At 45.5% G+C, this 24,395-nt stretch carries 25 protein-coding genes and 1 pseudogene; 4 read left to right on the top strand and 22 right to left on the bottom strand.

What is annotated here, in order from left to right; translation table 11 throughout:
* The 3 genes from rimM to ffh all read right to left on the bottom strand — a co-directional run bounded on the left by rimM (position 1) and on the right by ffh (position 2,392).
* A complete protein-coding gene (gene rimM, locus SHD_RS08955; RefSeq protein WP_011717865.1) occupies positions 1–531 on the bottom strand; it encodes a ribosome maturation factor RimM in 531 nt (176 codons plus the stop codon).
* A 20-nt stretch (positions 532–551) separates the two neighbouring features.
* Positions 552–800, bottom strand: coding sequence for a 30S ribosomal protein S16 (rpsP, locus tag SHD_RS08950; protein WP_011071566.1), 249 nt, complete (start codon positions 798–800; stop codon positions 552–554).
* A 218-nt stretch (positions 801–1,018) separates the two neighbouring features.
* Positions 1,019–2,392, bottom strand: a complete 1,374-nt coding sequence (ffh, locus tag SHD_RS08945) for a signal recognition particle protein (RefSeq protein WP_023266805.1) — start codon at positions 2,390–2,392, stop codon at positions 1,019–1,021.
* 288 nt (positions 2,393–2,680) lie between these two features.
* On the opposite strand from ffh, the gene SHD_RS08940 reads away from it, so the two are divergent.
* The 3 genes from SHD_RS08940 (at position 2,681) to SHD_RS08930 (ending at position 6,618) form a co-directional block, all read left to right on the top strand.
* A complete protein-coding gene (locus tag SHD_RS08940) occupies positions 2,681–3,469 on the top strand; it encodes a cytochrome C assembly family protein (protein WP_011717866.1) in 789 nt (262 codons plus the stop codon).
* Positions 3,470–3,570: 101 nt separating this feature from the next.
* Positions 3,571–4,842 (top strand): HlyC/CorC family transporter, encoded by a 1,272-nt coding sequence (locus SHD_RS08935; RefSeq protein ID WP_039977947.1) that lies wholly within the window; start codon positions 3,571–3,573, stop codon positions 4,840–4,842.
* Between the two features lie 357 nt (positions 4,843–5,199).
* Positions 5,200–6,618 (top strand): hypothetical protein, encoded by a 1,419-nt coding sequence (locus SHD_RS08930; RefSeq protein WP_023266803.1) that lies wholly within the window; start codon positions 5,200–5,202, stop codon positions 6,616–6,618.
* 47 nt (positions 6,619–6,665) lie between these two features.
* Here SHD_RS08930 and SHD_RS08925 read toward each other — a convergent pair whose 3' ends face one another.
* The 12 genes from SHD_RS08925 to rpoE all read right to left on the bottom strand — a co-directional run bounded on the left by SHD_RS08925 (position 6,666) and on the right by rpoE (position 16,729).
* Positions 6,666–7,187: an Mpo1 family 2-hydroxy fatty acid dioxygenase gene (locus SHD_RS08925; RefSeq protein WP_023266802.1), complete on the bottom strand. Its 522-nt coding sequence runs from the start codon at positions 7,185–7,187 to the stop codon at positions 6,666–6,668.
* A gap of 169 nt (positions 7,188–7,356) precedes the next feature.
* Complete coding sequence (acpS, locus tag SHD_RS08920; protein WP_011626879.1) at positions 7,357–7,740, bottom strand: holo-ACP synthase; 384 nt, start codon at positions 7,738–7,740, stop codon at positions 7,357–7,359.
* On the bottom strand, positions 7,740–8,477 hold the full coding sequence (pdxJ, locus tag SHD_RS08915) for a pyridoxine 5'-phosphate synthase (RefSeq protein ID WP_023266801.1): 738 nt from the start codon (positions 8,475–8,477) through the stop codon (positions 7,740–7,742). Before pdxJ ends, acpS begins: the two co-directional genes overlap by 1 nt.
* A gap of 89 nt (positions 8,478–8,566) precedes the next feature.
* On the bottom strand, positions 8,567–9,268 hold the full coding sequence (gene recO, locus SHD_RS08910) for a DNA repair protein RecO (RefSeq protein WP_023266800.1): 702 nt from the start codon (positions 9,266–9,268) through the stop codon (positions 8,567–8,569).
* Between the two features lie 49 nt (positions 9,269–9,317).
* Positions 9,318–10,337, bottom strand: a complete 1,020-nt coding sequence (gene era, locus SHD_RS08905; protein WP_011623597.1) for a GTPase Era — start codon at positions 10,335–10,337, stop codon at positions 9,318–9,320.
* On the bottom strand, positions 10,334–11,014 hold the full coding sequence (gene rnc / locus SHD_RS08900; protein WP_011626882.1) for a ribonuclease III: 681 nt from the start codon (positions 11,012–11,014) through the stop codon (positions 10,334–10,336). The genes era and rnc overlap by 4 nt, the downstream gene beginning before the upstream one ends.
* Position 11,015: 1 nt before the next feature.
* A complete protein-coding gene (gene lepB / locus SHD_RS08895) occupies positions 11,016–11,933 on the bottom strand; it encodes a signal peptidase I (RefSeq protein WP_023266799.1) in 918 nt (305 codons plus the stop codon).
* Positions 11,934–12,112: 179 nt separating this feature from the next.
* The gene (gene lepA / locus SHD_RS08890) at positions 12,113–13,903 is read right to left on the bottom strand and encodes a translation elongation factor 4 (RefSeq protein WP_023266798.1); all 1,791 of its coding nucleotides are present in this window, start codon (positions 13,901–13,903) and stop codon (positions 12,113–12,115) included.
* Between the two features lie 167 nt (positions 13,904–14,070).
* On the bottom strand, positions 14,071–14,544 hold the full coding sequence (locus tag SHD_RS08885; RefSeq protein ID WP_023266797.1) for a SoxR reducing system RseC family protein: 474 nt from the start codon (positions 14,542–14,544) through the stop codon (positions 14,071–14,073).
* A gap of 11 nt (positions 14,545–14,555) precedes the next feature.
* Positions 14,556–15,488, bottom strand: coding sequence for a MucB/RseB C-terminal domain-containing protein (locus SHD_RS08880; RefSeq protein WP_039977946.1), 933 nt, complete (start codon positions 15,486–15,488; stop codon positions 14,556–14,558).
* Between the two features lie 12 nt (positions 15,489–15,500).
* Positions 15,501–16,124 (bottom strand): sigma-E factor negative regulatory protein, encoded by a 624-nt coding sequence (locus SHD_RS08875; RefSeq protein ID WP_023266795.1) that lies wholly within the window; start codon positions 16,122–16,124, stop codon positions 15,501–15,503.
* 26 nt (positions 16,125–16,150) lie between these two features.
* Positions 16,151–16,729: an RNA polymerase sigma factor RpoE gene (gene rpoE, locus SHD_RS08870; RefSeq protein WP_011623604.1), complete on the bottom strand. Its 579-nt coding sequence runs from the start codon at positions 16,727–16,729 to the stop codon at positions 16,151–16,153.
* Positions 16,730–16,918: 189 nt separating this feature from the next.
* On the opposite strand from rpoE, the gene nadB reads away from it, so the two are divergent.
* A complete protein-coding gene (gene nadB / locus SHD_RS08865; RefSeq protein WP_023266794.1) occupies positions 16,919–18,532 on the top strand; it encodes an L-aspartate oxidase in 1,614 nt (537 codons plus the stop codon).
* Between the two features lie 90 nt (positions 18,533–18,622).
* Here nadB and SHD_RS08860 read toward each other — a convergent pair whose 3' ends face one another.
* From SHD_RS08860 to SHD_RS08830, 7 genes and pseudogenes are all read right to left on the bottom strand, one after another.
* Positions 18,623–19,063: a protein YgfX gene (locus SHD_RS08860; RefSeq protein WP_039977944.1), complete on the bottom strand. Its 441-nt coding sequence runs from the start codon at positions 19,061–19,063 to the stop codon at positions 18,623–18,625.
* Positions 19,044–19,292, bottom strand: a complete 249-nt coding sequence (locus tag SHD_RS08855) for an FAD assembly factor SdhE (RefSeq protein WP_084294861.1) — start codon at positions 19,290–19,292, stop codon at positions 19,044–19,046. Before SHD_RS08855 ends, SHD_RS08860 begins: the two co-directional genes overlap by 20 nt.
* Positions 19,293–19,374: 82 nt before the next feature.
* On the bottom strand, positions 19,375–20,283 hold the full coding sequence (gene nhaR, locus SHD_RS08850; protein WP_023266793.1) for a transcriptional activator NhaR: 909 nt from the start codon (positions 20,281–20,283) through the stop codon (positions 19,375–19,377).
* A gap of 95 nt (positions 20,284–20,378) precedes the next feature.
* Positions 20,379–20,765, bottom strand: a complete 387-nt coding sequence (locus tag SHD_RS08845) for a hypothetical protein (RefSeq protein ID WP_023266792.1) — start codon at positions 20,763–20,765, stop codon at positions 20,379–20,381.
* Between the two features lie 2 nt (positions 20,766–20,767).
* Positions 20,768–21,936, bottom strand: a pseudogene (gene nhaA / locus SHD_RS08840) (Na+/H+ antiporter NhaA).
* A gap of 117 nt (positions 21,937–22,053) precedes the next feature.
* On the bottom strand, positions 22,054–22,383 hold the full coding sequence (gene thyA, locus SHD_RS08835) for a thymidylate synthase (protein ID WP_412084819.1): 330 nt from the start codon (positions 22,381–22,383) through the stop codon (positions 22,054–22,056).
* A gap of 212 nt (positions 22,384–22,595) precedes the next feature.
* Positions 22,596–24,107, bottom strand: coding sequence for a hypothetical protein (locus SHD_RS08830; RefSeq protein WP_023266789.1), 1,512 nt, complete (start codon positions 24,105–24,107; stop codon positions 22,596–22,598).
* Between the last annotated feature and the right edge of the window lie 288 nt (positions 24,108–24,395).

The following is a 24,395-nucleotide window of genomic DNA, read 5'->3' as shown; positions in this document are numbered from 1 at the left end:
TTAAAAGTCAGGATCCCAATCCACTAAAATCTGTTTACCTTGGACATCCACCTTTAAGATGAATTGCCCTGGGACAAAGGGAAGCATACGTTCCACTTTGCCGAAGCTATCTTTCGCGTTGGCTTTCACTAAAAGCACGTCGTTCGAACCGGTTTCCACGATTTGATCGACAACACCCATGTTGTAGCCATTGGTATTAATCACTTCACAACCGATGAGGTCACGCCAATAGAACTCGTCTTCTGGCAAATCGTTCATCTGCTCTGGCAGGATCCCAATTTCGCAATTGGTGAGCATTTGTGCTCGCTCCCGCGTGGTGACACCTTCAAGCTCGGCGACAACCGCCTTGCCTTGGTAACGCCACTGAATGACTTTTACTTCGCGCCATTCACCATTTTCTTTAATAAGCCAAGGTGAATAGTCAAAGATACCTTCAACAGAATCGGTATAGGCGGTGATTTTCAGCCAACCTTTAATGCCATGACAGGAGCCTAATTTCCCCAGTACGACTGGCTGTTGGTTACTGCTCATCAATCTATACCTTAACGCTATTAAGCAGCTGCTTTAGCGTCTTTGATCAATTTTGCTACGCGATCAGTTGTCGCAGCGCCGTTCGCAACCCAGTGCTCAACGCGAGCTAGGTCTAAACGTAAAGTTTCTTCTTGGCCACGAGCCAATGGGTTGAAGAAACCAACACGCTCAATGAAACGACCGTCACGAGCGTTACGGCTGTCAGCAACAACGATGTTGTAAAATGGACGCTTTTTAGCGCCACCACGAGCTAAACGAATGGTAACCATGCGTTTTCAATCCTCTAATGATTTGCTTGAAGCAAAAATAAAAACTGGAACCCCGTGTTCGCGAAGAGTCCCAGATAGAAAGCCGGAAGATTTTACCTGACTTTTCAACGAATGCAACCCAATCTGGCGATTATTAAACCTAGCCAAGGATTGCCCGCCTCATTTCAAATAGAATCAACCAACTGATAAAACATCAACTTTGATGAAAATCGCCAGAATTAACGGCCCGGAAATTTCATGCCGCCAGGCATCATACCACGCATTCCGCGCATCATCTTCTGGATGCCGCCCTTGGCCGACATCTTTTTCATCATCTTTTGCATTTGGGTAAACTGTTTCAATAAACGGTTCACGTCTTGAATTTGCGTGCCAGAACCCGCTGCGATACGACGCTTACGTGAACCCTTGATTAAATCGGGGTTTTTACGTTCTTTCGCCGTCATTGAGTTAATGATGGCTTCCATTTGACGGGTCATTTTACCGTCTTGGATTTGCGCTAGGGCATCGGGTGGCAATTGACCCACACCGGGCAGCTTTTCAATCATGCTCATCATGCCGCCCATGTTTTTCATCTGCTGTAGCTGCTCGCGGAAATCTTCGAGATCAAAACTTCCACCCTGCTTCACTTTAGAAGCCAGCTTCATCGCCTTGTCTTTATCGACACCGCGCTCAACTTCTTCGATAAGCGATAATACGTCGCCCATACCAAGAATACGTGAGGCGATACGGTCGGGATGGAAAGGCTCTAGGGCATCGGTCTTCTCGCCAACACCGAGGAATTTAATCGGCTTGCCGGTAATGTGGCGAATCGATAATGCCGCACCGCCGCGCGCATCACCGTCAACCTTAGTTAAAATCACACCAGTGAGCGGCAGCGCTTCGTTAAAGGCTTTGGCTGTGTTTGCCGCGTCTTGACCTGTCATGGCGTCGACCACAAACAGTGTCTCAATCGGTTTAACCGCCGCATGTAGCGCCTTGATTTCATCCATCATGGCTTCATCGACGTGCAGACGACCCGCGGTGTCGAGGATTACCACATCGATAAATTTAAGTTTAGCGTGGGCAATGGCCGCCTTAGCGATATCGATTGGCTTTTGGCTCACATCCGATGGGAAGAACTCCACATCGACTTCGGTCGCTAAGGTTTCTAGCTGTTTAATCGCCGCTGGGCGGTAAACGTCGGCGCTGACGACTAATACCGATTTTTTATTGCGCGTACGCAGCAGCTTACCTAATTTGGCAACGCTGGTCGTTTTACCCGCACCTTGAAGACCCGCCATCATCACCACAGCTGGCGGCTGAGTGGCTAAATCCAGAGCTTGGTTGGCCTCGCCCATGGATTTTTCAAGTTCACTTTGAACAATCTTAATAAAGGCTTGACCAGGACTTAAGCTTTTCGCCACTTCCTGACCAACGGCACGTTCTTTTACATTGTTAACGAATTCACGCACCACAGGCAGGGCAACATCGGCCTCCAGCAGCGCCATACGCACTTCGCGCAGGGTTTCCTTAACGTTTTCTTCGGTTAAGCGACCACGGCCACTGATATTTTTCAGCGTGCGTGACAGTCTGTCGGTTAGATTCTCAAACATCGTCCTGCTCTATACCTTTAGGATCTCGATTAATGGGCTGTATTATAACGATGCGGGCGTATTATGCTACTGCTATGCCCTACTTGCGTTAACTTCGACAACTAACCTGCTTTAGGTCATATTTTGCGATTCGCCTACGACTATTTACGTCTAACAATAAGAATCTGCTAAATTTTGTAACTTATGTCACTGCCCATTTGCCGACGGCTCATGTTATTCTAGGCAAAATATTGATCTGTATGCCCCGTTTTCAAGGCACCATTAACAACACGAATAGGTTAATTACCCATGGTCATTTTTTCTGCCTCAGCCATGTTTTTTTATTGCATCGCATTGGTATTAGTGACAAGTCGACTGTTCCATCCTGAAGGTCCTAATCGTAAGGCCGTTGCCGGTGTCGCCGCCATCGCCGTGATTTTACACGCTGCCGCCCTGTCTCAAGCGATTTTTACGACCGATGGACAAAACTTCAGCCTCACTAATGTGATCTCGTTAGTGAACTGGATCATCGCCTTCACCTTTACCGTGATGATGTTTAGGCTAAAAGTGATTGTGGTTGTGCCAGTGGTTTACGCCTGTTCTGTGCTCTCTGTAGCCCTACTCTGGTTATTACCGCCTAAGTTTATTACTCACTTTGAGCTGTATCCTGAGGTTTTGGCCCACGTTGTACTCTCTCTTATGGCATACAGCGCCCTGATGATCGCCGCTCTCTACGCGATTCAGCTGGCGATGATCCAAAATAAACTCAAGAAGAAACAATTAATGCTAAGCCCAGGCATTCCGCCGCTGATGACGGTAGAAAAACAGCTCTATCATCTGGTGATTATTGGGGTGATTTTACTGAGTTTATCCCTCGCCACTGGGTTTATCTTCCTCGATGATATGTTTGCCGATGGCAAAGGCCATAAGGCGATTCTGTCTATCATCGCGTGGTTTGTGTATATCGCCATGTTATGGCAGCAGTATTGGGTCGGCTGTAAAATTCGCACCGCGGTCATTTACACCTTAACCGGTGCGACCTTGTTATCCTTAGCTTATTTTGGCGCTCGGATTGTCAAAGAGTTAATTCTTAGTTAATAATTCCAAGTCAGCTTAGGCGCTAATTCCCTAAGCTGACTTGACACCCCGTTTATTTCTCGGTATCAACTTAACCTTATCGGCCTGATTGGAGCCTATTTTTGGACGCTATATCGACAAGCGCACTCCTCATTTTCTTACTAGTGCTTATCCTTTGTTCTGCCTACTTTTCAGGTTCTGAAACCGCCATGATGACCCTTAACCGCTATCGGTTAAGGCATCTCGCCTCAAACGGCCATAAAGGTGCGATACGCGCCCTCAAGCTACTCGAACGTCCTGACCGCTTAATTGGCTTGATTCTGATAGGTAATAACCTCGTTAATATTCTCGCCTCAGCCATTGCGACCATTATTGGGATGCGCCTTTGGGGCGATTTAGGCGTCGCGGTCGCCACAGGGGTACTGACCTTGGTCGTTTTGGTCTTTGCCGAAGTCACCCCAAAAACTATCGCCGCCTTGAACCCGGAACGTATTGCCTTCCCATCGAGTATTTTGCTTATTGGCTTATCAACGATTTTTGCCTACGTGGTCAGCAGTGTTAACTGGATCACTACAGGCATACTGCGTCTCTTTGGTATCAAAACCATCAGCAGCAGCGATGCACTTAGCCAAGAAGAGTTAAGGACGGTCGTACATGAGGCTGGCGCCTTGATCCCCCAACGCCACCAAGAGATGCTGTTATCAATTCTCGATTTAGAAAAAGTGACCGTTGAAGACATCATGGTGCCGCGCTCGGATATCTATGCGATTAACGTCAACGATGATTTTAAGTTTATCAATCGCCAAGTGATCCAAAGCCCGCATACTCGAGTGTTGGTATACCGAGATACCATTGACGATGCTGTTGGTTTTATTCATCTGCGTGACGCACTGCGCCTACAATCAAAAGAGCAGTTCAGTAAATCCTCATTGCTACGTGCGGTAAAAGAACTCTACTTTATTCCCGAAGGAACACCGCTCAATGTGCAATTAGCCAACTTTCAGCACAATAAAGAGCGCATCGGTCTTGTGGTCGATGAATACGGTGATATCCAAGGATTGGTAACACTTGAAGATATTCTCGAAGAAATTGTCGGCGACTTCACCACCTCTATGTTGGCCACGCCGAGTGAAGATATTACAGCCCAACAGGATGGAAGCTACTTAGTCGATGCCAGTATCACTATCCGTGATTTGAATAAAGAAATGAAATGGGATTTCCCAACCGATGGCCCCAAAACCCTCAATGGCTTGATCTTAGAGTATTTAGAGGATATCCCCGCCGAGAACACTAGCCTGCGCCTAGCGGGTTACCCATTAGAAGTGATTGAAGTCGCGGATAATATGGTCAAAACAGTGCGGATCATTCCACAGCATTATCAGTCTCAAAAGTAACTAGATTACCTCCCTACGGCAAATGCATGGTTGATTTAACCCTTAGCAAATAGCCCAAAATACCACGTACGACTTAGATACCATTAGTTATAATGTTATCTAAGTCGCTAAAAAACTTCAGCATTTTCAATACATTATAGATTTTTAAGAGAAAACTCTAACTACCTTCTCTTCACTTTTTAATTTGCCTTTTGTTTACGCGTTAATTTTTTCTAAAGGCCATCCTTATCTAATCGTAGGAATACACCATTAGACATAACAAGCTTGCAACAAGATTAAATCTTTGATAGTAAATAAACTTAACTGCATAGTCTTAATGCTGCTTCCACGATACGATTAAACTCTCAAGGATGAAACATGTTTAAATACTTAGTTTTCTCATTCATTCTATTTTCGCCCTCCTTTACTTTGGCAGCAGACGGACTTCCGCAAATCCTGGATTATTATCCAAAATGTGAATACAAAGTAATAGCTACAAAAAATAACAACTACACGTATGAATTAAATGAAAATGAACTCTTAGAAAGTAAAGACGCTAACATAACGTCATTTGATGGAAGATATCTAGAAAATATGCTTTCAAGCATTCAACAAGATGCACTATCACAAGGCGCCGACGCTATTATTATTGAAAAAATTAACCTGGGTATTTTTGAGAGTAAACCCATCAAAAATAAAGTATATGTTAAGAAATTTAAAATTCTCACCACAGTGAAAAATATCAAGCTATGCCAAGATCGAAGTTTAACAACGAAACCTACGCCGTATAACAACAAAGGTCAGCAGATTATACAAAAGACCGAAGAGGTTAATGTAGAATTCGCAAACAACGTCAGTCAATATAAACAAGCTGAAAACCACCTTGCTCCAGCAGCGAATATTACATTGAATCATGCTTATGGCTTAAGTAATGGTGAGCCGGAGTCATCTATAAACCAATTGATGGGACCAGAGAGCGTAAAATTGTCTATGCAGGACGGTTCAACAGCCTATGTTTACGGTAGAACACTGTGGATTTATGCAAAAAACAGCCAGATTGTTAGAATTGATAAAAACCAGAGCATTCTAAATAATCATGGCAGCAATATGATTGAGCCTAGTGATAATTATGACCAAGATAACTGGATTATTGATGGCAATATACAATTTAAAGATAAGTTAGCGCAAATACTGTCGCTCGAGAAAATAGAACAAGAAGGCAACGATTATCACCTCGATGGAAAAAACAATAAGCTAATATTGCACTTCGAAACCTTCAGTTTAAACAATAGACATGAAACAGCAGAGATGTTAACTGGATATTCGTTTGTTCCACGAGAAAACAGCGGCAAGTTCACTTCGATAAAATTCAATGAGTTTGACAACAATAAAATAAAACAATTTATCGAAAATAAAAACAAGGATGAATTTATCTTAAGCCCCTCTCAACTTTCCAACATTATAAAAATACCTAATCAGGTTGACTCCTCACGTAATGAACAATGGATCATCGCTAATGAAAACATTCTTATCGGCATTAATGATATTGAGGCAAGAAAAGTCAGTAAAATTCGGTTTACAGAGTCACTAACTAGAAATCAAAACAAAGACGAATTTATACAAACATTGAAAAACTACAACATTCCCATCACTAAATCTGATTTCTTATCAAAAAACCAAGATTCGGAAGATAATTTCGAACAAGTATTTTATCGAAAAGATAATGTATCACTCACAGCAACATTCGAGTCGGAAGATATGAATGCACAACTAATTGATTTACTTATTGAGTTGTAACTTATTAGCCGTGCAGAAGCCATGACAAAAGTCTATAAAACCAAAAGCTACACTTTTTTGCTATCGAGTGCTCGGCGCTTTTCGATAGCGATAGGTGTAATCTCGGCATCTAACTCTTTTTCAAGCCCCAAGAGAAAATACACTTCGGCCATTAAGAAGAACGGGCCAATTAGTAGTTGGTTTAAATCGTCCACAAAAGCGGGTTTGGCCTTCTCGTATTGATGGCCAATCAACTGAAAAACCCAACCAACGATAAATACCGATATGGCTAACCAAAATGCATTGGGAGAGGAGGCCACTAACTCTGTTGAATACACGACGGGAGTGATAAACAGGGCCAGACCAATCGCTAACTTAGCATGTAAGCGAAAGTAATAAACCAGCACGCCAGCCCCTAAAATCACACCTAAACTCACATCGCCTGCACTACCAAGTGGAATACGGATAGTCGCTAATAATAGGAAAGCCGACCATATAATTAATGGGATGCCAACGAAATGGGTTCGAATATTGCGCGGATTCAAGTGCACACTTTTATAGGTTGATAACTGCTCAACGGCGGATTTCATCTTGGGCTCCTTTTACTCAGTCCCTGCAAATTTTTGTTTAAATACCACTTTTGACCTAACCTAGCCCAAAAACGCGAGACTGAACAGTAAAAAGTAACAAAATTGTTGCTAGGTAATTTAGGTAATAAAAAAGGAGCTTAAAGCTCCCTTTGTACTAATGGGTTAGAGACTAGCGAGATTCGAGGATAACCGTCGCAATAGCGTAGGATTTTTCATCTGCGATTGAAATGTGCCCAACCACACCATTGAGCAAAGCTAAACGCTGCTGCGCTCCTTGTGTAAAATCAATCGTCGGCGCACCATCCGGCGTATTTCCGATATGAATATGCTGAAAAGACACCCCTCGACCAATCCCAGTCCCCAAGGCCTTAGCAGCAGCCTCTTTTGCAGCAAAGCGTTTGGCCAAATAGCGGCTCGGTTGGCTATGTTGTTGATAGATTTCAAACTCAGCCTCTGTCAGCACACGTTTGGCCAGCTTATCGCCGGAACGTGCCACATGGGCCGTGATACGCTCGATTTCAACTATATCAGTGCCAAGCCCAACGATTGCCATTATTCGCCTCGACGACCTTCTAACATCAGCGCTTTCATGTCTTTAACCGCTGTCGCTAAGCCATCAATGGCCGCACGCGCGACAATGGCATGGCCGATGTTGAGCTCATACAGCTCAGGGATCGCCGCAATCGGCTTAACATTGTGGTAATGCAGCCCGTGGCCTGCATTCACGACTAAGCCTTTGCCGTGGGCGTATTTCGCCATTTCGCTGATACGCGCAAGCTCTTTGGCTTCTTCTTCAGCTGTTTTAGCGTCGGCATAGCAACCGGTATGAATTTCGATAAGTGGTGCACCAGAGGCGACAGCGGCATCGATTTGTGTCTTATCAGCATCGATAAACAGTGACACTTGAATACCATTGGCTGCTAAACGGCTTACCGCGGCAGTGATTTTATCTAATTGTCCAGCCACATCTAAACCACCTTCAGTTGTCACTTCTTTGCGTTTTTCAGGGACTAAGCAAACGTAGGTCGGTTTGACTTCGCAGGCGATGTTGAGCATTTCTTCTGTTACGGCACACTCAAAGTTCATTCGCGTCTTTAAGGTTTTCGCCAGCAGATACACATCGCGGTCGATAATATGACGTCTGTCTTCCCGTAAATGAATCGTGATACCGTCGGCACCCGCATGCTCGGCAACCGCCGCTGCATGGACAGGATCGGGATAACTGGTGCCGCGAGCCTGACGCAGGGTCGCAATATGGTCGATATTAACACCCAATAAGATACGGCTCATCGGGAACTCCTTTATGTTTGTAAGGCTAGAATTAACGCTGATTTGCGCCCTATTGTACTGGGACAGACAGTAAAAAACAGGAGCTAGGGCTAATTATTCCCATCTATATTTGAGGCTGTCGCTTGAATAAACAACTGTCGACTCACCAGCGGCTTATTTCCGAGCAAGGGTTGCAGCATAGACCGCATCAATCGTTTGGCCTCTAAAAACTGCTCTTGCAACAATTGATTATCGTTAAGTGCGGTTAACATCGCGCCTTGATAGGTATGCTTTGCCCTGCTGTTCAACACAAATTGAAAACCAAGTTCTGGCACGAGCTGATAGTAATGTTCAGGGATCAGCGGTTCGCCCTGAGTATCGCGGATAAGGGATGGCATGGCCCCAAGTTCCCGCAAAAGCGCCAGCTCAAGGTAGCGTAGCTTCGACTCGCAAAATTGCGCCGCGAGCCCGACCAAGGCTTGGTGGTAGATGAGGAATAACGCCTCAGCATTATGGTGAACCGACAGGGTGCGCATCAGCAATTCATTGATATACATGCCAGCATACAGGCTATAACCCGATAAAGGCACGGCTGGCGCGGCCGCTTCAATTTGGCTGATGTTTTTGAGTTCAGACTTGCCACTAAATTCAAAAATCAGCGGCTGAAAGGGCTGGAGGATACTTTTGATGGAGCGTTTACCGCTTCCAACACGCGCGACGGCATCGACACGACCAATACCGTCAACCAAGAGATTGACCAGCGCGCTAGACTCCCGGTAAGGGCGATGATGCAAAACATACCCCCGTTTCATCGGTCTGCGCGCTCGTTCATGGTCAGGCTCGGCCTATTATCAGTAACGATTAATCGTCACCGTAGCCTAGGCTTCGCAGGGCACGTTCATCATCGGCCCAACCGGATTTGACCTTCACCCACACTTCGAGGAACACTTTGTTATCAAACAAGGTTTCCATATCGAGGCGCGCTTGCGTGGCGATGGTACGAATGCGCTCACCTTTGCTACCAATCACCATCCGCTTTTGGCCTTCACGCTCAACCAAGATCAGGGCGTTGATTTGATAAACGCCGTTTTCCATCATCTTAAACTGCTCGATTTCAACCGTCGCATCGTAGGGCAATTCATCGCCGAGGAAGCGCATCAGTTTTTCACGGACAATTTCAGACGCCATAAAACGCTGCGAACGGTCGGTGACATAATCTTCTGGGAAGAAGAAGGGATTTTCTGGGAGAGACTCTGCCGCCATCTCTAAAATACGCTTAACGTTGGTGCCCTTGCTGGCCGAAATCGGCAGGATTTCATCGAAGGGATACTTCTTGGCCACTTCTTCCAAATAAGGGAAAAGCGCTTCTTTGTCTTTGATATTATCGACTTTGTTGATGGCTAACACGGTTTTACGCTCTTCACCACCACGGCGTAGTTTACTTAACACCATTTCATCATCGGCGGTCCATGTCATACCATCGACCACAAAAATCACCATAGACACATCGGCAAGCGAGCTCGCCGCCGCGCGATTCATCAAACGGTTAATTGCACGCTGCTCTTCAATATGCAGACCCGGTGTGTCGATAAACACGATTTGGCGTGGACCATCGGTATGGATACCCATGATGCGATGACGCGTCGTTTGCGGTTTTTTCGAGGTAATACTGATCTTTTGCCCAAGCAAACGGTTCAGCAGGGTCGATTTACCCACGTTAGGACGGCCAATAATGGCCACCATGCCACAGTAGGTCACATCATAGTGAACAGACGGCGCCGCCGCGCTCGCTGCATTCATCCTTGCCAGTAATTCATCTAAGCTCGGCTCATTGCTCGCGTTAGCGGCATCGACAGCTGGCAAGTCTGTTTTTTTGGTCATTTCTTCAGTAACTCCAATACTTGAGCCGCGGCAATCTGCTCGGCTTTACGGCGCGAACTCGCTACGCCAATCACGCTTTCGCTCAAGTCATCTATACGACATTCAACGGTGAATGTTTGATCGTGGGCATCGCCTTCTATGTTGATTACTTGGTAATCGGGTAGCGGCTTCTTTAACCCTTGTAAATATTCTTGCAGTAAGGTTTTCGCGTCTTTTTGATTCACGCCGGGTTGGATCTCGGCCAAACGCTCGGCGTACCAATGCAGTAATAACTTACGACACACTTCGAGATCGGAATCTAAGTAGATTGCGCCGATAATCGCCTCGACCGCATCGGCCAAGATGGACTCACGTCTAAAACCACCGCTCTTTAACTCGCCGGGGCCTAAGAATAAATAATCCCCAAGCTTAAAGGCCTTAGCAATCAAGGTGAGCGTATCACCACGCACTAAGGTCGCGCGCATCCGGCTCAAGTCACCCTCAGTCGCCTTAGGAAACTGATGGTATAAGGCATCAGAAATCACAATCGATAAAATCGAATCGCCTAAAAACTCTAACCGCTCATTGTGCTTATTTGCCGCACTTCTGTGGGTCAATGCTTGGGTGAGGAGCTCAAGGTTCTTGAACTCATAACCCAAAGTACGACACAAACGTGGCAAATTTTTAATCGGTTCCATACTAGTGAATTCCACCTACTCGTTCAAAACGCACGCCACTTGGCACCCAAGTGGGTAGGAAGTCGGCTTTAGAACGGTCAAACTCAAAACTAATCCAAATAGCGACCGCTTTGCCGACAAGATTCTCTTCAGGGACAAAGCCCCAGAAACGGCTGTCGGTACTGTTATCGCGGTTATCGCCCATCGCAAAATAATGGCCCTCTGGCACAAGGAACTCACCCGCAGGTAAATTCCCTTCACGCTTGAAGTATCCAATCATATCGGGGCGGCTTGGATTGATTAAAATATCGTGGGCCACTTCACCGAGTTGCTCTTTATAACGAATCAATGGCACGCCATCGAAGTCGAAGTCGCCACGGCTAATTTCGGTACGCGCCACCAGTTCTGGCTCAGGGCAATTTGTTTGCTCTACGCCACAGGCCTTTTGGATCATTAACTGCTTGTTGCGGTAGATAATCCGATCGCCCGGTAAACCCACTACGCGCTTGATGTAGTCAATCTGAGGGTTCTCAGGGTATTTAAACACAATCACATCGCCACGTTTCGGCTCGCCCGTTTCAATCAGTTTAGTGCGCCATACGGGATCTTTTAGGCCATAGCTAAACTTTTCCACCAGAATAAAGTCACCCACTAACAGGGTTGGCATCATAGAGCCGGAGGGAATTTGGAAGGGTTCATAAATAAACGAGCGCAGGATCAACACGAAGGCAATTACAGGGAAGATGGAGTGCGCGGTTTCAACCACTGTGGGTTCGCGGATGATGTTATATTCGGCTTCCTCGGTTAAATTAGCCTGCGAAGCCTTGGCTAAAGCTAAGCTTTCGCGGCGTTTAGGCGCAAATACCAGCACATCGATTAACCAGATCAACCCAGAAATCAGGGTGACTAGCACTAAAATAATGGAAAAATAGGCTGCCATTGCTTATTGAACTCCTGCCTTGAAATGTAAAGATCTAAACTCAGCGACTATTGTATTTCGACTCGCGAACTTTAGTTAACTTACCGTATTTCTAAAAAAACACCACAAAACATACGATAAGCTAAGTAAAGCGCCGCAAACTGCGGCGCAATAATAGCTAAATTGTGTTATCTCGAGTGTTACTCGTTTAGCTTAAGTACTGCTAAGAACGCCTCTTGCGGCACCTCAACGTTACCCACTTGTTTCATCCGTTTCTTACCCTCTTTTTGTTTATTCAAGAGTTTCTTCTTACGGGAAACGTCACCACCGTAACACTTAGCCGTTACGTCTTTACGTAAGGCTTTTACGGTAGAACGGGCAATAATTTGGCTGCCAACAGCGGCTTGAATCGCGATATCAAACATCTGACGTGGGATCAGCTCTTTCATCTTCTCAACCAGCGCCAAACCACGGTGACGAATGTTTGAACGGTGAATAATCATCGCCAATGCGTCTACGCGATCGCCGTTGATTAAGATGTCTAAGCGCACCATGTCAGCAGGATCGAAGCGGATGAAGTTATATTCTAACGATGCATAACCACGGCTGGTTGATTTTAAGCGGTCGAAGAAGTCCATCACCACTTCAGCCATTGGCAGGTGGTAAGTTACGGCCACTTGATTGCCGTGGTAAACCATGTTCACTTGGGTACCGCGTTTTTCGATACACAGGGTAATCACGTTACCTAAGTATTCTTTTGGCACCAGGATGTTAGCTTCAACGATTGGCTCACGCATCTCTTCGATGTTGTTAATCGCCGGCAAGTCTGCAGGGTTATCAACATAGATGGTTTCACCACTGGTCAACAGCACCTCATACACTACGGTAGGCGCCGTCGTGATAAGGTCAAGATCGTATTCACGCTCTAAACGCTCTTGAATGATTTCCATGTGGAGCAAGCCTAAATAGCCAATACGGAAACCAAAACCTAGCGCTGATGAACTTTCAGGTTCGAAGAATAATGACGCATCGTTGAGGCTGAGTTTGTTCAGCGCATCGCGGAAATTTTCATATTCATCGGTAGAAATCGGGAACACACCAGCGTATACCTGAGGCTTCACTTTCTTAAAGCCAGGTAATGGCTTATCTGCTCCATTTTTCGCCAGCGTCAAGGTATCACCCACAGGTGCACCATGAATTTCTTTAATACCCGCGATAACAAAACCTACTTCACCGGTTTTCAACTCGGTTTTATCAGTTTGTTTAGGCGTGAAAATACCTACGCGATCTGCGGTGTGGTTTTGTCCAGTAGACATCACCTTAAACTTATCGCCTTTCTTCAGCACGCCGTTTTTAATACGTACGAGAGAAACAACGCCTAAGTAACTATCAAACCAAGAGTCAATGATCAGCGCTTGTAGCGGCGCCTCTGGGTCGCCTTCTGGCGGTGGAATTTGATCAACGATGACTTCTAATACTTCGTCAATACCCACGCCGGTTTTGGCCGAGCAACGCACAGCGTTCATCGCATCGATACCCACGATGTCTTCAATCTCAGCGGCTACGCGCTCAGGATCGGCTTGGGGTAAGTCGATTTTGTTCAGGATAGGTACCACGTCCAGATTCATATCCAGCGCGGTGTAACAGTTAGCGAGCGTCTGAGCTTCAACGCCTTGACCCGCATCCACCACGAGCAGCGCACCCTCACAGGCGGCTAATGAACGAGATACTTCATAGGAAAAGTCAACGTGGCCAGGGGTATCAATAAAGTTAAGTTGGTAAGTTTCGCCATTTTTGGCTTTGTATTCCAACGTGACGCTCTGGGCCTTAATCGTGATACCGCGCTCACGTTCTAGATCCATAGAATCAAGAACTTGCGCATCCATTTCACGGTCGCTTAACCCGCCACAAACCTGAATAAGACGATCTGATAGCGTCGATTTACCATGGTCGATATGGGCAATAATTGAGAAGTTTCTAATGTGTTTCATTATGCTGCTATGACTAATACTGAAAAATGGATACGGTTCAAAGGTGCGAAATTGTACCTGATTGCGGTTTCAATACCAATCAGATTCACTCATCCTTCTCTTTAAGTAGGGAAATGTGGCTCTCAGCTGGAGTTTATTGCCAGATTAAAATCAATAACAACATGAAATTAAACGGGTAATTTTTCTAAACTGATCTCTGAGCCTAAATAAGCCAAAATGACAGGTTGCGAATCGACTTCGAGTTGTTTTGCCTTGTGCTTTCCAAAGAACCAAGCGGTTATAGCACCTAAGGCAGCAAAAGCTATCGCAATGAGATCCGAATTGATTTCCAACAAACCTGCGAAAAACTGGCCAAATACGGCGCCAGTAAATAATCCGAGCAGCGGCATCAAATAAACTAAGGCCGCCGCTTTCAGGATCACGCTCTCTGGTAAACCGAGTTTTAGCAGTTCACCAACCTCGCAAGTTCGTTCACTTTGAATGGAGAATTGTTGTGTCTTTGCTGAAAAAGCCTGAGCCACCGCCGACGTACCACAAGACTCGCTACTGCTGCAGCTCTTACAGGTACTTTTAAGCTCTACCTCGACGGTCAGCCAACCTTGATTATCGCAGGCGACAACCCGCGCCACTTCTTCCATCATGATAAGGGGCCTTATTCTAACATCAGACTTTTCGCGATACGGGCCAAGGTTTCGGTCGGCACTTTACCCACGGCAACTACTTCGGCATTACCCACTTTTTCAGACACCAAAGACAAACCATTACGAGTGATCAACTCTTCGGGTAATGGCGTCGAGCCAGCCCGTGCAACATAGACAGAAATATTGGCTAAACCGTCTGTTAACGCAATATATTCAACCGCCTCGTGACTGCCAATTAAACGGTGATGATCACGCACTACCACGCTAAATCCTGCTGGTAACCAAGAAAACTGCCAATTTTGCCCATCTTGGCGCTCAGCCTGATCAATAACCGCTGGCCATTCTTGCTTATAAGCTTCCTGCAGAATCGATGGCGGCTCTTTTAACTCAATTAGCTCAATCACCATCAGCTGTTCAAGTAATTGTTTATCTTGAGTCAGCATGTCATATCTAAGAGGCAAATAGGTGTCCATATCAAGCCAAATTTGGAAACCGTAACGGTACTCATCATTTGGTAATAAACGGATCATTTGACCGGGACGTCCCGCAATACGGCTTCGACCACCGAGTACAAACTGATACCCCACTTCTAAATCACTCATCTTTGAAGAGAAAGCCGCAGGCCATACGCCCTGAATATGATTAGAAAGGATACTATAGGCGGGTTGATCGTGTTCGATAAAGGTGACTCGATTGCCCACTCTGACCGCATTTTTTGGTGGGCCATTGAGGTACTCAAGAAACGCAACTTCTTGATTATTCACCTTACCGTGAAGATAAACCAAAGGCCGAATATGATCGGCCTGAAGTTGTATAATCGATGCTTTAAACTCTTTCTCTTTTAAAGCCTGGCTCATTTTCTCAAGCCAGACTTTGGCTGGCATATCTTCCTGCGCCACTGCAGGGAATACCAAGGCTAACAAAGCCAACAGGATTAGACGCAAGCTAACTCCTTACTACTGATTGACAGGAACGGGAATAACCTCGCTATTGTCTTCTACAACGGCACCCGTATTCAATCGTTGTTGCAACATATGGTCCTGAATATACGTATTAATTCGGCGACGTTGCTCGTTCATTTGGTCGTTAGTGTAGCTCTGATTTTGCTGCACTGGACCTGTCTGTAAGCTCACTGGCGACGCACTACCGACCAGAGGACGGGTGATGAGCACAGGCGATGGCGACGCGGCATCATCGGCGGTTTGGTTAAAGTTCTGTACGCCTACGATGGCGAACATAGCCACAGTTGCGGCAATCGCATACTGACCAAACTGCTTGAATAAGGGCATAACACGGCTTTGGCCTGCATTCACAGCCACTTGCTGTGGAGCCACTGTGACTTCAGGCGCGCTCACTTGAGGCGAGACAATGGCAGGCTCAAGTTCGATTGCAGCTGCAATACTGGCGGAAAGGTCTAACGCCATAGTCTGAGGCAATTCGCCCCGCATAGCATCACCTATCACATGATAGTTACGCCATTTATTGTGTGAATGCGTATCGGCAGCAAGTTCTGCCATAGTCTGCAGATCCGTCTCTCCATCGACAGCGGCAGATACCCATTCTTGACCTAATTTATCCATTGTTCACCTGTCTAAATTTAAGGGTGTTACTCTTCCAGTAATGGCTGGAGTTTTTTATCGATTGCTTCACGGGCGCGGAAGATACGAGATCTTACGGTACCCACAGGGCAATCCATGATGATGGCAATATCCTCGTAACTCATCCCATCGAGTTCACGCAGCGAAATCGCCATACGTAATTCTTCAGGCAAGGTTTCTAATGTCTCGAAAACCACTTTTTTGATTTCGTCCGATAACATTAGTCGCTCCGGGGAGGCAAACTCCTTTAGCGCATCACTGCCTTCGTAGTATTCGGCATCCTCTGCATCTACATCATTTGCAGGCGCTCTGCGCCCCTGTGACACGAGGTAATTCTTAGCCGTGTTTACGGCTATACGGTACAACCAGGTATAAAACGCACTTTCTCCGCGAAAGTTTGGCAAAGCTCGATAAGCTTTGATAAACGCTTCCTGTGCCACATCAGTAACGTCGGCTTGGTTACGCACATAGCGTGAAATCAAGCTCACTACTTTACTCTGATATTTAAGCACCAACAGGTTAAAAGCGTTTTTATCTCCCCGTTGTACGCGCTCAACTAATTGTTGATCACTTATTTGTCCACTCATCCGAGCCGACTTCTCCCAAATCTAAAATGCTGATTTCTCAGTCGCTCGAATCATATTCACTTATGTAGACTAGCGTGCTTTGAAAAAGTTCTAAGAATTATACAAAAAAAGTAAGGTTAAAAGGAAAGTACCCATAATCGGTGAGTTGGTTTACCATAGATGGCACTCTCAGTCATAGCATGATACCCGATGAAACAAGTAGTTGAACACCAATCTGACATATTAGTCATAGGTAGCGGTGCCGCAGGTCTGACACTAGCTTTGCATCTTGCTGAAAAAGCAAACGTAATTCTGCTCTCAAAAGGCCCACTCTCGGAAGGGTCAACATACTACGCCCAAGGCGGTATCGCCTCAGTTTTCGATGAAAGTGACACCATCGAATCCCATGTGGCCGATACGTTAGTGGCTGGCGCCGGTTTGTGCGATAAGGAAGTAGTAACTTTTACCGCTGAAAACGCCAAAAGCGCCATGCAATGGTTAATTGAATGTGGTGTGGCATTTGATAAAGAAGAAACTGCTGGCGATAATACAAAAGACGCGCCTTATCATTTGACCCGCGAAGGCGGCCACAGCCATAGACGCATTCTGCATGCCGCCGATGCGACGGGCAAAGAAGTGCAAACCACACTACAAGAGCGCGCCCTCGCCCACCCCAATATTCAAGTTTTAGAACGTTACAACGCCATCGACCTCATCACCACCCGTAAATTAAATCGCCCTGGCAATCGCGTGTTAGGCGCCTATGTGTGGAACCGTAATGCCGAGCAGGTCGAAACCATTAAGGCAAAATTTGTCGCATTAGCAACGGGCGGTAGCTCTAAGGTCTACCAATACACCTCAAACCCCGATGTGGCGAGTGGTGATGGCATTGCCATGGCGTGGCGTGCAGGTTGCCGCGTAGCCAACATGGAATTTAATCAATTCCATCCAACTTGTCTTTACCATGCCGATGCGCGTAACTTCCTACTGACAGAAGCCCTGCGCGGTGAAGGCGCTTATTTACGCCGCCCAGATGGCAGCCGCTTTATGCCTGACTTTGACGAGCGCGCAGAACTCGCGCCCCGCGACATCGTTGCCCGCGCCATCGACTATGAGATGAAACGTCTCGGTGCCGATTGTGTCTACTTAGACATCAGCCATAAAGACAGCGACTTTATCATCAAGCACTTCCCAACGATCTATAGTCGCTGCTTGGAACTGGGTATTGATATCACCAAGGATGCCATTCCTGTGGTGCCTGCCGCCCACTATACCTGTGGTGGTGTAATGACGGACTTGCACGGTCAAACCGACCTCAACGGCCTCTATGCCATCGGCGAAGTCGCCTATACCGGCTTACATGGTGCGAACCGTTTGGCGAGTAACTCACTGCTCGAATGTTTGGTATTTGCCCGCGCTGCGTCGCAGGATATTGAGAGCCAAATGCACAAAATTCCATTACCAGGGCAAATTCCGGCGTGGGACGAGAGTAAAGTTTCCAACTCCGATGAAGAAGTGGTGATTGCCCACAACTGGCACGAACTGCGCCTCTTTATGTGGGACTATGTGGGGATCGTCCGCTCAGATAAACGTTTGGAGCGCGCATTGCGCCGCTGCCTGATGTTACAGCAGGAAATCCAAGAGTATTACAGCAACTTTAGGGTCAGCAATAACCTGCTGGAACTGCGTAACTTAGTGCAAGTGGCGGAGCTGATTATCCGCTGCGCTATGGATCGTAAAGAGAGCCGTGGTCTGCACTATAATATCGACCATCCAGAGAAAGTTGACTCTCCACAACCAACGATTCTGCAACCTGAAAAATAACCGCGTTGCTTAAGGGACACTTTTAACGGGCTAAATCGACTCAGATTTAGCCCGTTTTATTTAGGCTGAAGGAAGCATTTTAGATATAAATTACAAGGACTCGCGTTGGCTCGTCGTCTGAGTTTTAACTTTAAGTAATAGCCGGCATAAATGGCGGTAATCAGTATCGCTAAACATATCGGCCCACAGGGGCAAGAGATACAACTTATCGGCAGACTGATAGTACATTAAGCAGACAAAGGGCGTTACCCAAGTTTTCGGGAGCACATGAAACGCCTCCCCCGTCGAGAGCCAGCCTTCCCCCTTTCCATTAAGCTCAAAACGGCAATGCCAAGTTCTCAGTCGCCATAACTGATAGCCCAAGAATCCGAGGATTAAAACGGCGAACACCAACTTAAGCATAAGCCAAAATACGACGTCCGTTTCAGGCCAGATAAGTAAAGAGGTACTGCAGACACAAACAAAAACGACCAACGAGAGTCGCTGGTCGCGAGAGGCTTTTACGCTAAAACTATGGCGCCGCTCTGCCACGGACTTGCACTACCATGCGGGCAAGCTCTGCATCGGGACAGGCTTCATGACCCATAAACCAGGCAAATAATTCAGGGTCTTCACACTCGAGTAAACGAATAAACAGGGCCTTGTCGTCATCCGACAAATCCTGATAAACATTTTCGACGAAAGGCTGGAACAAGACGTCCAATTCGAGCATTCCGCGGCGACATGCCCAGCGGACCCGTGCAATGTTCATTAACTCCAAGTTACTTCTCCCAAAACAAATTTCGCCCTAGTTTACCAGTTCACTCCGTTGAGTGTCGATGCAAGCCGTGTTGAAACTCGGTTTAACACCGCTGAACTTGGCTGTCTAATCCGGCAAATAAATCACTGAAATCCGTCTCTAATAAACGTTTCACCGCGGGATGTTGGATCATCCGCTCGGCAAACATCACATGGTATTCTTCCTTCACATCTAAGGTTTCACCGAGCAAATGCATGCCGTGGGAAATGACTTCTTGCGGATAGACCGACGGCGTGACGAAGATCCCGCGTTTAAGGTAGCCAAAGGCCTTCATCATCGCCGCATCATCAAACTCACCTAAGATGCTGACCTTAAGATTTTGCTCGTCGAACCAACGGTATAATTGTTGCCCAAGCGATGTTCTACGACCAGGGATCAGCAATTGTCCTTGCTCTAAACAAGCGGGAAAATCGGCACTATAGGTTTCGGCGGAGAAAAAGCTTACGCCACACTCACCCAGTTTTTTCGATAAAATCTCAGGGTATTTCAATGACTCACCCGCACAGTCCGAGAGGATCATATCCAGTTTATGCTCGCGTAAACGAGTCATTAAACTTTCGTGGGTCGCTTCATAACAAGCAAGGTGCATGGAGCCGTCATTCGGCACAACAGAAAGTAGTACGCGACTCGCCAAAGCCTTAGACAAGGCATCGGCAATACCGACTTCAAATAAAAGGGCATCATCTTTTTGATAGTTGAGTAAATCGAGCATCTCATAACTGAGGGAAAACATCTTATCGGCATAGCGAAATACCAGCTCACCGAGTTCTGTCGCCTCTAAATTACGTCCAACACGTTTGAATAGACTGCCATTAAGACGATCTTCGAGGGCACGAATTTGCCCCGTGATGGTTTGGGGCGTCAGACAAAGGGCTTCGGCCGCCTTAGCCACAGAGCCCTTCTTTTTGATCATCCAGAAATAATAAAGATGGTTGTAATTAAGATGCAGCATCGCCAGTGAGCTTCCTCTAATGGATACCGCAGCCTCAAGGGCTGCGGCATGTCGGATCGCAGTGACTCAGCTTAACAAATGATGAGTCGATCGCGCTATTTTAAACGCTGACAATCCAATAAGTTAACAACTATTCCCTGCAGCTGTTCTAAATCGGCTGCCGTCCCAGTGCTAACCGCTTCCGTTACGCCGGAGACTAAACTGTCTCTATCCGGAATACGGTTGGCGCAATACATGCGATTCGCCTCTTGGAAACGTTTACCACCGCGGTACTTAAGCGCCCTAGACTCATAGCCATTGGTTTCAAGCCGCGCGCCTAATGCCTCAGATTTAAACATTAACGCGCCATCGACTATGCCCTCAAGGTAGCTTTGACAGGTTTGTGATGCGACATCCTTGTTACAGGCATCAATCTGCGAAGCCATTGCACTTGAAGAAAGTGTTAACAGTGCTGCCATTCCTACTAATTTCATATTTATCATAGTTATACTCCTTTTTTAGGTAACACTTTTGATAACCAGAAATACCCGATCAAGGCCGCCAGAATTGAGCCTATCAAGGTGCCAAGGCGTGCTAAGTCGCCGTACATAGGGTCTGCTTGCTCAAATGCCAGTGAAGCAATAAACATCGACATCGTAAAACCAATACCACACATTGCCGCGACAGGTGCAATCTGCTTCCAACCGATCCCATCCGGTAATTTCGCCAACTTCAGTTTGACGGCCACATAACTAAACAACATCACACCAATCGGCTTGCCTAGCATGAGCCCCAATGCAATCCCAACGGGTACTGGGGAAATTAGGGTATCTAGACTCATATTACCTATGGCCACCCCCGCATTGGCAAAGGCAAAGACAGGCAGGATAAGGAAAGTGCTCCAAGGGTGCAGGCTATGCTCTAAATGCTCAGAGGGTGAACTACCATCCTTTGCCCGCAGTGGGATACAGAAGGCAATAATCACCCCAGCCAAAGTAGCGTGGACGCCTGACTTCAATACCGCGACCCACAGGACGAGTCCCAACACGCCATAGGGTGCTAATGCGGTCACGCCTTTACGGTTTAAGGCAACTAAACCGACAATCGCAATACTGGCAATAATTAAGCTAATGGTTGAGAGATCGCTGCTGTAGAAGAGCGCAATAATCACAATCACGCCTAAGTCATCAATGATGGCAAGCGCCAACAGGAAGACCTTCAATGCCACTGGCACGCGGCTACCCAACAAAGCCATGATGCCGAGTGCAAACGCAATATCGGTGGCCGCAGGAATAGCCCAGCCCGCTTGGGTCACAGGATCGCCGTAGTTAAATAGCAGATAGATGCCAGCCGGCACTAACATACCACCAATCGCGGCGAAGGTTGGCAGTGAAGCCTGGGCCACACTGGATAAGGCGCCTTCTAACAGTTCACGCTTCACCTCTAAGCCAATCAGTAAGAAAAACAATGCCATCAGGCCATCGTTAATCCACAGTAACAGTGGCTTATGCAGATCGAGCGCGCCGACACGCACTTGTACTTCAGTACCGAGAAAACCTTGATAGAGCCCGCTAGAGGAGAATTGGCCATCAGCATGGCTAAGACAACTGCAACCAATAACAGGATGCCGCCAGCCGATTCCTGGCTCAGAAAATTTCTAATTGCTTTTTCCATCTTGCACTCCAAAAAATCATAATTGACTGAGTGTAGACGAAGAAAAAAAACAAGTATAATCGATAGTTTCGACAAAACACCTCGGTAATTCCGAGGTGTTAGTCGATTAATTCGCCATTAGACGGCGACAGGGGCTTTGATATGCGGGTGTGGATCGTAGTGAGTTAGCTCGAAATCTTCGAATTGATAATCGAAAATAGAAGCAGGTTTCCGCAGGATAGTCATGGTGGGTAACGGTCTTGGCTCGCGGCTTAACTGCAACGTCGTTTGTTCCATATGGTTGGAGTACAAGTGGGTATCGCCGCCCGTCCACACAAAGTCACCTAAAGCTAAATCACATTGCTGTGCCACCATCATGGTCAGCAGCGCATAACTGGCGATGTTGAAAGGTAAGCCTAAGAAATTTATCAGACAGAATTTTTGCACAACCAGACATTTATCAAGCATTTGAAAGCAATGGTTACGTACTGTGCATAAAAAATGCACACACCATATTGTTAAATAAGCAGTTAAACTATCTATAGCACCGACCATTTTTCGACTAACCAAAAATGCCACTTCGTAACGTTCCAAGCAAGTTAAAATGCCACTCTGCGGCTTTAGTTAAACTCTGGTTTCCTTGGAGATATTTGTGCAGATTTGCATTGTTTAAACTTCGACTACAGGATATCTTCAATCTTTCTAATATTCTTGTATAATGGACTTAAGTCATTCACTTCAAACTTCAATCTACGTCTACGAAAAACAAGTCCTGTTGGGCGAAGGCGTTTATCAAACCAGTAGTAAATATCTTTTGAACGCTGTACAGATGAACGTTCATCATTGGGTAAATCCAAAAGAGCACTAAACCAACAATTTTCAGCTATAGAAGATGTAGTTATATCATTGTGCTTACAGATAAAGTATAAGTAAACCAAAGCCTTCCATACATATTCACAAGTATTCCAATGAGGTTGAAATACAGAATATCTACCTGATATTATTGGTGAAGGTACACCAATTTTATGACACAACTTATTTATGCGTTGCTGATCACTTATATTCTTAAATGCTTCAATATAGCTGTTATTGTTACTTATAATAGAGTTTAACTCTCGCCGCGCCCTTCTCTTTAATTCAATTGTCCACTTCTCTATTGATTTTGCTTCACAAAAAAACATATAATCATTAAAATCATCTTTTAATATTTCAGAAATAACATAAGGGCGTTTAATATCAAGAGTATAAAAATCGGCCTTTTTACCGATTATAAATACAATATCAAACCAACTTTTTTTATTAATTTGAATCTTAGCTACTAAATAATCATCATGCTTAATTGGGTATTGAATCTCGGATATGTCTGTTATTTTAAATTCTTGACAAATTGGATAAGAAATACTTTTTCCAGTAATATCAATACCACGTTCTACATGACGCAAATCGGTTAATTTCAATTTACTAAGTATGCCGTTAAGATCTTGCTCTCTAAACCATTTAATAAAGTCGCTATAAGACCTTGAGTTACATTGATTCACAATACTATCAAGCTCATTTTTTGTCGCTGATATCAAACTTTTTTGTTTAGTATTATTTAGCCATCGTCTAGGTGCATTTACGAGAACCTGTGAGACTAATTCCTCTCTAGAAATATCCAGTCGCAAATCACTTAGGTCTAGCTCGACCGCCATCAACCCTTGGGTTTTAAAACTTTTAATTGATTTATCATCTTTCTTATGAGTTCGATAAATTTCCACAGCATACTGTTCATTATTATCAACATCGATACAAAGGACATCTGTGATTAAATCACCTAAACGAACCTCTTGCTGCGCTTTGTAATTACTTAGGTACTTTTTCCCATAATTCCACTCCAAAGAATGAATTTCATCTAGGTCACAAAGAGATTCCACGACTCCTTTCATTTCTGGTAGATAAAATCTATCACCATTATTTGCAGCATCTTCTATGATCTTCTTAGCTAGTACATGAATAATACTTTCACCAACACAATTACAATCAACTTGATGAGAAAAGTGTGCTGTTACTTTCTGTACTTTATTTTTAGCACATAACGCACCTCCACATTGGATACAATAACACAAACAGTCATTTCCATTAGGAACCTCAGATACATGCTTGAACTGTCCAACAGAGTTAATACCCCATGCAAACTTAACACTATCAACCATGATAACCTCTGAATTAAAAGTTTCCCACACGAATTTTACTGATAACGTTAGGATTGGACTTGAAGTATTTATATACTCCATTACTTATTGATAAGCCAGAGTATAATCCTCCAGCAAATATTATTGACCAACCTTTAAATTGTGTAGAGAATGGATTCTGCCTTTGATGCCTTAATATTACTAAACAGTCCTCAATAGACCATTTTAAAAGCTCAAAGCCAGTCATGCTCTCTACCCAACTTCGAAAGTTCATGACATTTATCCCTGATTTCTGCTGTTCGTTGAGCA

The organism is Shewanella decolorationis S12, from assembly GCF_000485795.1.
Lineage (GTDB): Bacteria > Pseudomonadota > Gammaproteobacteria > Enterobacterales > Shewanellaceae > Shewanella > Shewanella decolorationis.
Note: the sequence above shows the minus strand (reverse complement) of the source record. Positions and strands in the feature narration are given on the sequence as shown.